At 45.8% G+C, this 12,328-nt stretch carries 8 protein-coding genes; 2 read left to right on the top strand and 6 right to left on the bottom strand.

Annotated features, from left to right (window positions below):
- Positions 1 to 231: 231 nt before the first annotated feature.
- On the bottom strand, positions 232 to 1,269 hold the full coding sequence (locus tag GQF63_RS14755; RefSeq protein WP_160370010.1) for a DUF2157 domain-containing protein: 1,038 nt from the start codon (positions 1,267 to 1,269) through the stop codon (positions 232 to 234).
- 116 nt (positions 1,270 to 1,385) lie between these two features.
- Here GQF63_RS14755 and uvrA point away from each other — a divergent pair, with 116 nt between their 5' ends.
- A complete protein-coding gene (gene uvrA / locus GQF63_RS14750) occupies positions 1,386 to 4,244 on the top strand; it encodes an excinuclease ABC subunit UvrA (protein ID WP_246163555.1) in 2,859 nt (952 codons plus the stop codon).
- Positions 4,245 to 4,286: 42 nt separating this feature from the next.
- On the opposite strand, the gene GQF63_RS14745 is transcribed toward uvrA, so the two are convergent.
- The 4 genes from GQF63_RS14745 to GQF63_RS14730 form a co-directional block, all read right to left on the bottom strand.
- On the bottom strand, positions 4,287 to 5,267 hold the full coding sequence (locus tag GQF63_RS14745; protein WP_160370009.1) for a hypothetical protein: 981 nt from the start codon (positions 5,265 to 5,267) through the stop codon (positions 4,287 to 4,289).
- A gap of 85 nt (positions 5,268 to 5,352) precedes the next feature.
- The gene (locus GQF63_RS14740) at positions 5,353 to 7,464 is read right to left on the bottom strand and encodes a type IA DNA topoisomerase (protein WP_160370008.1); all 2,112 of its coding nucleotides are present in this window, start codon (positions 7,462 to 7,464) and stop codon (positions 5,353 to 5,355) included.
- A gap of 289 nt (positions 7,465 to 7,753) precedes the next feature.
- Positions 7,754 to 9,103, bottom strand: coding sequence for a deoxyguanosinetriphosphate triphosphohydrolase (locus GQF63_RS14735; RefSeq protein WP_160370007.1), 1,350 nt, complete (start codon positions 9,101 to 9,103; stop codon positions 7,754 to 7,756).
- Between the two features lie 49 nt (positions 9,104 to 9,152).
- On the bottom strand, positions 9,153 to 9,626 hold the full coding sequence (locus GQF63_RS14730) for a hypothetical protein (RefSeq protein WP_160370006.1): 474 nt from the start codon (positions 9,624 to 9,626) through the stop codon (positions 9,153 to 9,155).
- Positions 9,627 to 9,733: 107 nt separating this feature from the next.
- Here GQF63_RS14730 and GQF63_RS14725 point away from each other — a divergent pair, with 107 nt between their 5' ends.
- A complete protein-coding gene (locus GQF63_RS14725; protein WP_212592598.1) occupies positions 9,734 to 10,798 on the top strand; it encodes an aldose epimerase family protein in 1,065 nt (354 codons plus the stop codon).
- Between the two features lie 29 nt (positions 10,799 to 10,827).
- Here GQF63_RS14725 and argH read toward each other — a convergent pair whose 3' ends face one another.
- Positions 10,828 to 12,159, bottom strand: a complete 1,332-nt coding sequence (gene argH / locus GQF63_RS14720) for an argininosuccinate lyase (RefSeq protein WP_160370005.1) — start codon at positions 12,157 to 12,159, stop codon at positions 10,828 to 10,830.
- Between the last annotated feature and the right edge of the window lie 169 nt (positions 12,160 to 12,328).

Raw genomic sequence — 12,328 nt, 5'->3', positions numbered from 1 at the left:
AAGGGTTTAAATCTCACTAGATTATTGTAATAAAGAAGTTTATTAAAATACAGATATTAAAAAGAGGAAAGCAGTGCTTTCCTCTTTTTAATATCTGTATATATGGAATATTCTATTTATGCTAAGCAAGAAAAAGCGTAGATGTTATTGTCAAATCAAAAGGCAAAGAATCAACCAGCCTACTCTCACATCTCAAATCTCATATCTCAAATCTCAAATCTCATATCTAAATTATTTTCTTTTCCAGATCTTCTCCGCCCAGCGGCCTACAAACCAGAAGGAGATTGCTAGGATGAGGAAGAAGATGGTTCGGTTGATATTATCCCAAAGGTATTCCACAAAGCGGGTATAGAGGTTTAGGATAAAGAATACAAATCCGATATCACGGGATACATTGTCCTTGCTCTTCATGCCGTAGAGTGCCAAACCTAAGGATAAGGCAATACCAAGCAATCCCCAATAGAAGATTTCATACTGCCGGATGGAAGACCATTTCTCGAAATCGCTGTAGTTTCCGAAGATGGACAGGAGCCATAAGGCGATCATGGTATACAAGAGTCCGATTACATAGGAAGTCGATTGAAAGAATTGTAGGGGTTTTATTCTGTTTTGCAGGAAGATAGCGAAGGAAGTGAGGAGGATGCCAAAGATGGTGAAGCGTAGGGGATAGTTCATGCCCCAGAATTTGAATCCCCAATTGCTATGGTAGGCTGTTTCTGTGGCAAACCATATCCCTAAAGCGACCAGGGTGAAGACCCAGATCAGCTTAGACTGCAGCTTCACGGAAAGATAGCCATAGATCAGGATCGATAGCAGAAAGAGAATCGTGAAATGATGTTCATTACGATCGAGAATCTGTCCTAGAAATCCGATACTGGCCGCAGTGGAGAACGATCCTGCCAGCATGAGGGTTTCATTGGAGAAGGCTTTATCCGGGTTCTTTTGTTTGTTACGGAAGCCCAGCAGGTAAAACAGCACTGCCAATCCGGCGAAGCCAATACAAAACACCACATTCGGCGTATCGTAAAAGTTCTCGATGAGCTTACTGAGGTAATCATCGGAGAATAAGGAGACCACCGAAAAGATTAAGGACGCCAATGCTACCCAAAAAGCATATCGTGCCAGCACTCCCCATTCAAAGCCTTTATCGTCTAGGTTTTCCTTCAGTTCTGCAGCTTTATTAGCATCCAGTAAATGCTGTTCTTGCCAATGGTTTAGGGCGTCTTCCAGAATTTCCCGTTCGGTTTTACTAACGTCTAGTTTTTTCAAGTGTAATTTTTTTGTAGAATAAAGGTAATACTTTTTTGTAGAACGTCGATTATTAGACATTAAAGCTAGCGCCTCTAAAATGTCTCTATAAAAATCTGTAACTTTGCATCTTGCAAATGAAGGATAGATTAATGGCCCAACGAAAAGCAGTAGATCTAGGAGATCAAAGCGAGGTTGAAGTATTTGGAGCTCGCGAACATAACCTAAAAAACATCGACGTTTCTTTTCCTCGAAATCAATTGGTAGTCATCACCGGCTTAAGTGGCAGCGGCAAGTCGTCACTGGCTTTTGACACCATTTATGCCGAGGGACAGCGCCGTTATATGGAGACATTCTCGGCCTACAGCCGACAGTTTCTAGGGGGCATGGAGCGTCCTGATGTCGATAAGATATCCGGCTTGAGTCCGGTTATTTCCATCGAACAGAAAACGACGTCCAAGAATCCACGCTCTACGGTAGGAACCATTACGGAAATCTACGATTTCCTACGTTTGTTGTTTGCACGTGCCGGGGAAGCCTTTTCCTATGTATCGGGCAAGAAGATGGAGCGCATGTCGGATGATGAAATCACCGACCGCATCCTAAAGGATTTCAATGGCGAGGCGATATACATCCTGGCACCCGTGGTAAAGGGTCGGAAAGGACACTACCGTGAGCTGTTTGAGCAAATCAGAAAGCAAGGCTATACCAAAGTCCGGGTAGATGGGGAAATCCTCGACCTGGCACCCAAAATGCAAGTCGACCGTTACAAGATCCACGACATTGAGATCGTTGTTGATCGCATGATGGTGGATGGTGATTCGCGAAAGCGCTTATATACCTCCATCGGGCAAGCATTAAAAACCGCCAAAGGGATTATCAAGATTGCCAACAAAGAAAATAAAGAACAGTTCTTTAGCCGCTATCTGATGGATGCCGAATCGGGTATTTCCTACGATGAGCCGCAACCGAATACCTTTTCGTTTAACTCGCCCTATGGTGCCTGTCCTACTTGCGATGGCCTAGGCTATATCTTTGAGATCGATAAGAACATCGTAATCCCCGATAAAACCTTAAGCATTCAAAAAGGCGCTATTGTGCCGTTAGGCCCTTTACGGGAGTCCTGGAACTTCGCTGTGTTGAAGGCGGTGGCCAAGAAGTACGACTTCTCCTTAACTACCCCTGTCGAAAAGCTTTCCGACGATATTATCAATATGTTGCTCTTCGGAGAAGAAGAACCTATCCACTTAACCGTTTCCTACGGCTCATACGGCGCCCGCGAATATAAAATCCAATTCGCCGGGATCTTCAAGATGCTGGAGGAGATGAGTGGGAAATACTCAGACGACAGCCCGGCGTTGGAAGACTTCCGGACACAGGTACCTTGTCCGAGCTGCCATGGCGACCGCCTGAAAGTAGAATCGCTACATTTCAAAATCGACAATAAGAATATCGCCGAATTAGCATCCCTGGATATTGTGGCACTGAATGAATGGTTCGATGGCTTAGAAAACCGCCTGAATGAACGCCAGGTAATCATCGCTACAGAAATTATTAAAGAAATCAGAACCCGTTTGGGCTTTCTGTTGGATGTAGGCTTAAACTACCTGACCTTAAACCGCAGCTCGAAGAGTCTTTCCGGTGGTGAGGCGCAGCGTATCCGCCTAGCGACACAGATAGGATCCCAACTGGTAAACGTATTATACATCCTTGATGAGCCGAGTATCGGACTACATCAACGCGATAACGAACGCTTGATCAGCGCCCTGAAGAACCTTCGCGACATCGGTAACTCGGTGCTCGTGGTAGAGCACGATAAGGATATGATCTTGCATGCCGACCATGTAATCGATATGGGACCAGCTGCCGGTCTTTACGGTGGTAAGGTAGTGGCAGAAGGTACGCCAGATGAGATCCTCAAAGCCGATACCTTAACCGCAGCCTACTTAAACGGCACAAAGGAAGTTGTTGTTCCCGGCGAGCGACGCGAAGGCAATGGCCATAGCCTCTCCCTTCAAGGAGCGACCGGCCATAACCTCAAGAATGTCAGCATTGATATTCCTTTAGGGAAACTAGTATTAGTAACCGGGGTATCCGGCTCTGGGAAGTCCAGCGTCATTACCAACACCCTATACCCCATCCTGAACCATCACTTCTTCCGTGCGAAGGCAAAACCCCTTCCTTATAAAAAGATTGAAGGCTTAGAACATATCGACAAGGTCATTGAAATCGACCAATCGCCGATTGGAAGAACGCCGCGGTCGAATCCTTCCACCTACACGGGGGTCTTCTCCGATATTCGCGCCTTATATGTGCAATTACCGGAGGCGAAGATCCGTGGCTACAAACCCGGGCGATTCTCCTTCAACGTGAAAGGCGGCCGTTGTGAAACCTGCCAGGGTGCAGGTATGAAGATTATCGAGATGAACTTCCTGCCGGATGTGCAGGTTCCTTGTGAAACCTGTAACGGAAAGCGCTATAACCGGGAAACCCTGGAAGTACGCTATCGGGGTAAGTCCATCGCCGATGTATTGGATATGAGCATCGATGATGCCGTAGACTTCTTCGAGAACATCCCGTCCATCTATCGCAAGATTAAAACCCTGCAAGATGTAGGACTAGGCTATATCACCTTAGGACAATCCTCCACCACCCTATCCGGTGGGGAAGCGCAGCGCGTCAAGTTAGCGACCGAGCTATCCAAGAAAGATACCGGCAAAACCTTCTACATCTTGGATGAGCCTACAACAGGACTCCATTTTGAAGACGTCAATGTGCTGCTAGGTGTTATTAACCGATTGGTAGACCGTGGCAATAGCATCTTGATTATCGAGCATAACCTAGATGTCATCAAAGCGGCCGACTGGGTGATCGATATGGGCCCTGAAGGCGGTAAGAACGGCGGAACAGTCCTCTTCCAAGGCACACCGGAGGAGCTTATCAAACAGAAGAACTCCGAAACCGGACGCTTCCTGAAACTGGAAATGAAAGGCTAAGCATAAAAGAAAACGGCGAACCTGATGGTCCGCCGTTTCTTGTTATTGGGGTAAGTTTTCTACAGTAATCGCTTTGCCCTCGGCATCCTTAATAAAACTCATCGGATGTTCCGGGTCTTTAATAATCTCGAACAGCGTATAGCCCCAAGGCTTCCAGAAGTTCTCCAGCACTTGCCCATAGGTCTTGGCTTGCCAAGGATCGAAGATGGGCTTCATCGTCCAATCATTTAGCGGCATAGGCTCCACAAATACCTTCTCGCCCACCTGCATATAGGTATATTCCGGTAAACGATTAAACAGATAGGCTGTATAAAAATAACGAGCACAGATTTCTTCAAACTGAATCGGATGTAAAAACTGCTCCTTCATCAGGGCAATGGCTTCCTCGTGGTAAATACCGTTGGTTCCATTATCCTGTAAGGTAGCTATCAAGCCAAAGTTCTTCATGCGCAAGGAGAACACCAAGGTGTTGATCTCATCGCGGTATAAGAAGGTTTCCGCGGCATTATCCACATGAAATACTTCCACCGTAAATGGATTCTTATGTTCAAACTCCATCGGGCGAACCATGGATTGCAGCATGGCATGCAAGTTTTTGAACTTATGCACCAAAGCCTGCGAGAAGTTCATCTCCTCTCCTGTCAGCACCGCTTGGCGGATACCGGCTTGAATTTCATTGAAAACAACGCCATACAGAATCTTGCCTACCCATTGAAACAGGGTCAGCTGATCCAGTTCTTTCACCCCTTCATAGCCTTTTTCCATCGCATATTCTACCCGACGGTCAATGGCTTCTACCGCAGCCGCAGCCTCTGTAGAACAAGGCAATTGCAACTTCTTATAGGTGCTAAAACTTTCATCCAGCATCTTAAAAGGTTGCTCCTCCAGGTTGAAGGCGCGCATCATCCACATCGGGAAAACCTGAATCTGCTCGTCGGCCGATTGCAGGGGTGCTCCCGTTAGAAAGCATGTCTTCTGATCGAAGGTGAAATTCAAAAAAGGATTATAGAGTTCTGTTGCCATATGCTTGCAAAGGTAAGATAATAGACTAGCTAACGTGTTTTTTCAACGACATATTACGAAGGTATGACCTGAAAGCGGACAGGTATTAGCCTATGCTCACTTTAAAATCAGTAAACAGGAGGCTACCATCAACCAGGCGGCCATCGGTATGCTTCAAGCCTTTCAAGGCCGATGTTTTTCCCTTTTCCAATAAGTTCTTCATTTCCTTCTCTTCCAGAAAAACACCATGCAGACTACGCCAGATCTTGAAGTCGCAACCGCGGGCATAATGATCACATTGGGCAACCTTATCGTACAGTTGGATTTGGCCAGCATCGCATTTCGGACATTTGATCTTGCCCTTTTGCTGCGGCTTCAGCTCCTCATGGGCAATCGCCACCCGCAATTGCAGCAGCTCGCCGGTAATCTTCTGCGTATAATCTTTAATGTGCTTCATAAACACATCATAGCTTACCTTATTGGCGCGCATCTCCTCCAGCTTCTGCTCCCATTTCCCTGTCAGGGTCACTTTCGCAATGGAACGATCCTTCACCAAGTGATAAACCGCCAGGCCCTTTTCGGTGGGAATCAGCTTCTTTTTATCGCGTTTAATATAGTCGCGCTGAAACAGCGTTTCAATGGTTGCGGCCCGTGTTGCCGGGGTACCCAAGCCACAATCCTTCATGGCCTGCCGCATCTCATCGTCCTCAATCTCCTTGCCCGAAGTTTCCATCGCCTTTAACAGCGAGGCCTCCGTATGGATAGGACGCGCTTTGGTAAAGCGCTCCGCAAGTTCTAAGGTTAATATTTCTAACAACTCCTCCGCAGAAAGCTTAGGCAGCTGTGCATTTTCATTATCCTGATCGTCGGTGTTTTTATCCTCGTCGGGTGCTTCCACCTGATCGGCTGATAAACGCCATCCGTATTGGCGAATCACCGTTCCTTTCGCAATCAGCTCCACCCCTGCCGCATCGATGGTCACCGTAGTGATATCCTTCAAACAGACCTCCGAAAAGCTCTCCACCATGCGCTTGGCAATCATGTTGTAGATGTTCTGCTGATCCATCGGCATGGGGCCAGGCTTCTCCTCGGTCACCAACAACGCATGGTGATCCGTTACCTTCTTATCATCTACCGATCGCTTGTTCAGCTTAGCACCAATGAGGTTCTTAGAAATCACGGCAATCTGCTCCGTAGCGGTATCTGCCAAGTGTTGGAACAGCTCCTCGATTTTCTCGAACACATCTTCCCCAATATAGCGGGAACCGGTACGCGGATAGGTAATCACCTTTTTCTCGTACAGGGTTTGGGCAATACTCAAGGTCTGATCCGCAGAATAACCATACTTCTTGTTGGCATCTTGCTGCAGGGAGGTCAAATCGAATAATAACGGCGGTTGTTCCTTGGTTTCCTTGGCTTCCACCTGGGTCACCTTGGCATTACTACCCACCTGAATCTTAGCAATCGTTTCCTCCGCCAGGTCCTTTTTATCGATCTTATTCGAGGTCGCTTTAAACTGGATGCCCTCCTTTTCAAAACCCGCCTGAATTTTATAGAAAGCCTGAGGCTTAAAATCTTTATTTTCTAAATAACGCGAGCAGATCATCGCCAAGGTTGGCGTCTGCACACGTCCTAAGGATAGCAGGCCCTTATTACCTGCGGCCAGGGTTAAGGCTTGGGTTGCATTAATCCCGATCAGCCAATCCGACTCGGAACGCGAGCGCGCCGACATGTATAAGCTATCGTATTCCGTGCCGGCCTTTAAGTTGGCAAAACCCTCCTTAATAGCCTTATCCGTTTGCGAGGATATCCATAAGCGCCGAAAAGGAACCTCCGATTTCAGGTAATAATAGATATTTCTGAAAATCAACTCCCCTTCACGCCCAGCATCCGTCGCCACGATAATCTCTTCCGCCTGTTCCAATAAGTACTTTATGGTATTCAGCTGCTTTAAGGCACCCTGATCATCCAGCTGCTTACCATCCCGACGAATCTTCTTCACTTCCAATCCAAACTGCGTCGGAATAATAGGCAAATTCTTCATCGACCAGGTATGAAAACCATAAGCTTGGGGTGTACACAGCTGCACCAAATGCCCAAAAGCATAGGTAAAGGCATAACCATTCCCGGCAATATATCCATCTTTTACTTCCTTCGCACCCATTACGCGTGCCAAATCACGTGCTACGGAAGGCTTTTCTGCAATTACAACTTTCATATTTAGATATGAGATGTGAGATGTGAGATTTGAGACCTTTGCTTCTTAATCCTATTCAACTAAGCAATCTGATTAAACGATCTTTATATTAGGCGTAAAGGAAAGTGTATTATAAACAAACCTTGTTTCAGCAATAAAGTGATCATTGTTTCAGCAATTAAACTATATAGCGATATAGAACCATAGCTACCAGCCATGCGAAAACTAAGCAAAGAACAAGATAATCGATATAAGGAACAATACCGTTCTCATATCTCATATCTCATATCTCATATCTCACATCTAAAATCTACTCCCCCAACGAGGCTATAGAAATTCCTTTTATTTTACGGTATAAATCCACGGCGTAGACATCGGTCATGCCAGACACAAAGTCCAGTACTGCGCGAATTTTAGTATATATATCTTCATTTTCTGCATGGAACTGCTCAGGCATCATGGCCACCAACTTTTTGTCGAACATCGACTTATTGGTTTTCAGATAGGCCGGTACAAATTCTTCCAGCAGGGCATTCATCACTTTAAAACCAGCAATTTCAATCTGCACAACAGTTGGCGCATTGTAAATGCGGGCTACTGAAATCTTCGAAATTCGTTGCATATGTGCGACGATATCGGCATTCAGGGCATCCATCAAGGGCTTATCAAAACTACCGTTCAAGAAGTCCTCCTCATGGTCCACAAATACTTGTGCACAGCCATTGATCAGGGTATTGATGGCCTTGGCCCGCAATAAGGACACGCGGCTGGCGGTATCGCCTAAGCTATCCAAACGCGCACGCAGGTCTTCACCGGCACACAAAGGCAATAATAATTCCTCCACTTCCTGATAAGACAGTATTTTTAAATGGTGTGCATCCTCCAGATCGATGATATTATAACAGATATCATCGGCTGCTTCCACCAAATACACCAAGGGATGGCGTAAAAAGCCCTTTGGATTCTGCGGATCACGCTTCAACCCCAACTCATCGGCAATGCGTTCAAAGCAGGCTTTCTCGGCATCGAAGAACCCATATTTCTTGCGGTGATGGGAACCTTTAATATGTCCGTCGATCGCTGCACAAGGGTATTTAACAATCGCCGCCAAACTGGTATAGGTCAGCGCAAATCCTTTCGGATCCTTGCCATTGAAGGCATGCGTTAAAATCCGTAACGCATTGGCGTTTCCTTCGAAATGCGTCAAATCAGCCCATTGCTCCTTACTCACCATTTCTTGGTATTTCATACCCTTACCGTCGGTAAAGAACGTAGAAATTGCCGCTTCCCCGGAATGGCCAAAAGCCGGATTACCCAAGTCATGCGACAAACAGGCTGCCGAAATAATATTACCCACCTCCTGTAAAAATGGTGCTTCCACATCAATATTCGGATGCTTTTTCTTCAGTAAGTTATACACCAAACGTCCTAAAGAACGCCCCACGGAGGCCACCTCCAAGCTATGGGTTAAGCGGTTATGCACAAACACCACGCCCGGCAATGGAAATACCTGGGTTTTATTTTGTAAACGGCGGAAAGGTGAGGAAAAGATCAAACGATCATAATCGCGTTGAAACTCCGAGCGGGCATCAAAATGCTCACTAGGCTCCCGTTGTTCATATCCCCAGCGCTTGGCCGATATCAGTTGGTTCCAATTCATTAAAACAATCAGATTTTGCTAGGCAAATATACATTTTAAAAATGGGAGCTCAGGACTGCGCGGCGCTTTTTTGGTAGTAGAGGCCTAAGCCTAAATTCAGAAAATAAAGGCTTTGCATCACTACTAAAATGAGGAACGAAAGGATGTAAAAGGACTGTATCCGCTGGAAAGTCTCCGTTAACTGACTTATTTGCTGGGGGTTGCCCTTCCATTCTGCCAAGCGATCCAGGTAGCGAAGCCCGAGTAACTGCCAGGTATACACATTTAAACATAGGCAGGTTAAACAGATGAAATGCATGATAGACCAACGGTGCGAATACAGCTGCTCTTCGCTGAAACGATAGAGTAAGGCAAACAAAAGGGAAATACCCGCCAAGGCAAGTACCAAATGGCGTAAAGGCCAAGTCAGCACAAAGCTGCTCGTTGGCTGAATGCTGAAATTGGAAGCCGTAGAAACCTGAAAAATAGCGATCAAGAATAACAGGATCGCCAAGCTGGCAAAATAAAAATAAATCGGTTTCATTCCTTTTCGTTTCCTTGAATTTACAAAAATCAACGGGCTTATTAAAGTTTTTCTTCTTGGCTTCCATTCCCTTATTTACTATCTTTAACCGAGTAATATGCCTAACAATGATTGTCTATACCCTTCCCGAGAAAAAAGATTTTGAAAGCAACATCCAGGGGAAAAACACCCACCTAATTACCCTTCGCAACCGTGCAGGGATGGAAGTTGCCTTAACCGACTTTGGTGCTCGCTTGGTGAGTGCCCTGGTGCCCGACAAGCACGGTAACCTCATCGATGTCATCCTGGGCTTCCCCAGTATACAAGCCTACCTGGATGCCAAGGAGCCTTACCATGGCGCAACAATCGGCCGCTATTGTAACCGAATTGCCCAAGGAAAGTTCAGCTTAAACGAAAAAGAGTATTGCCTGAACCAAAACAACGGCAGCAACAGTTTACACGGTGGGCCTACAGGTTTTCATAACCGGATATGGGATCGACAAGTCAGCTTTAATAAGATTGTTAACTTCTATTATATTTCCCCGGACGGAGAAGAAGGGTTTCCGGGCGAGTTAAAGACAACCATTACTTATGAGTTGACCAATGAAAACGAAATCCTGATGACCTTCCGCGCCTCCACCGATGCACCCACGATTGTCAACCTCACCAACCATGCGTTTTTCAACCTCAATGGCGAAGGCAATGGCGATGTATTGAACCATGAGTTCTGTGTACCTGCCGAAGAATTTATCCCGATAGATGAGAATCAAATCCCCACAGGCGAAGTGCTCCCGGTTGCCGGAACAGCATTAGACTTTCGGGAACCCCGCAAATTAGTAGATTCCATTAGCAGTACAGAAGAGCAGATTGTATTTGGCAGTGGCATCGACCACTCCTATGTGAATAAAGTTGCAGCAAGCCAACCGGCAGCGACGGCCTATGCAAAAGAAAGCGGCATCTTGTTGGAAGTATTTACCTCTGAACCGGCGATGCATTTTTATTCGGGGAATTTCCTTGCCGACGATCAAGGAAAAGCGGGGCAACGTTATTTGCGCTATGGTGGATTCTGTTTCGAAGCACAGCATTATCCGGATAGCCCGAACAAGGCGCATTTCCCTCCCGTGCTGTTGAAACCCGGCGAGCAGTTTGAAAGCATGATTAAGTATAAATTCAGCATAAAAAAGGAGGCCTAAGACCTCCTTTTTACCTTTCTTTTTATTTTTTACTTCACGAGCGCATCGAGTGCCTGATGCACCTTATCGAAGCCAAAGGCTTGCTTCACTTCCGCAAACATACGTTCTAATTGATGATTGCATAGGTTGCCGATGCTACCCTCATGGCTATGGTTCACTTCTTTGGCCGGTTGAAAAGTACCTTCCTCAATCGCCAAACCAATATTTTTGTAGGCCTCACGGAATGGAATGCCTTTTAACACCTCGTTATTAACCACTTCCACACTAAATAAATAATCATATTTCGGATCGTCTAAGATATCCTCCTTAATGCTGATGTGTTGCAACATATAGGTCGCGATGGCAAGACAATCATTTAGTGATTGAAAGGCTGGGAACAGGTTTTCCTTCAGCAATTGCAAGTCGCGGTGGTAACCAACCGGAAGGTTCGTCGTCATCATAGCAATTTCATTCGGTAAAGCCTGAATTTTGTTACAACGAGAACGGATCAACTCGAACACGTCTGGGTTTTTCTTATGCGGCATAATGCTCGATCCGGTGGTCAAATGAGCCGGAAAAGAGATAAAGCCAAAATTCTGATTGATAAACAAGGTCACATCCATGGCAAATTTCGCCAAGGTAGCGGCAATAGAACTCATGGCCTGCGCCAAGATACGCTCGGTTTTACCACGCCCCATCTGCGCATACACCACGTTATAGTTTAAATCTTCAAAGCCCAGCAGTTCGGTGGTCATGGTCCGGTTCAAAGGGAAGGACGAGCCATAGCCTGCAGCAGAACCCAGTGGATTCTTATTGCATACGGACCAAGCCGCTTTTAAAAGCTGTAAATCGTCGATCAAACTCTCGGCATAGGCACCAAACCAAAGGCCAAAGGACGATGGCATCGCGATTTGCAAATGGGTATATCCGGGCATCAACACCTGTTGGTATTGATTGCTTAATTGAATCAATTGTTGAAATAAGGTTTCGGTATTCTGGAAGATGCTTTCGATTTCGGAACGGAAATACAACTTCAGATCGACCAAGACTTGATCATTACGCGATCGGCCGGAATGGATTTTCTTCCCTGCCTCCCCAATCCGTTGGGTCAGCATCATCTCTACCTGCGAGTGCACATCTTCTACGCTATCCTCAATCTGGAATTTATCGTCCATCACCTCTTGGTAAATGGTTTTCAATTCCTGTTGCACCGCAGCAAGATCTTCCGCGCTCATTAAGCCAATGCTTTCCAACATTTTCGTATGCGCCAAAGAACCCAGCACATCAGCAGCAGCCAAGTGTAGATCCATCTCGCGGTCGCGACCAACCGTAAAGGATTCTACAAAGGAATCCACATCAATATTTTTTTGCCAAATCTTCATGTTCAATCTTTTGTGCAACAAAAATACCAATTATAAAAGCAATAAACCCCACAAAAAACAAGAGATTTTCAATTAAAAAAACAAGCCCTCAGCTCAAATGCTATTGCGTTTTAGCAAGCCTTATTCACAGATTATAAACAATTTATTCACCCCTGTTTAACATGAAAAA

Source organism: Sphingobacterium humi, from assembly GCF_009768885.1.
Lineage (GTDB): Bacteria > Bacteroidota > Bacteroidia > Sphingobacteriales > Sphingobacteriaceae > Sphingobacterium > Sphingobacterium humi.
The sequence above is the reverse complement of the archived record's forward strand: the minus strand, read 5'-3'. Positions and strand labels throughout refer to the sequence as shown.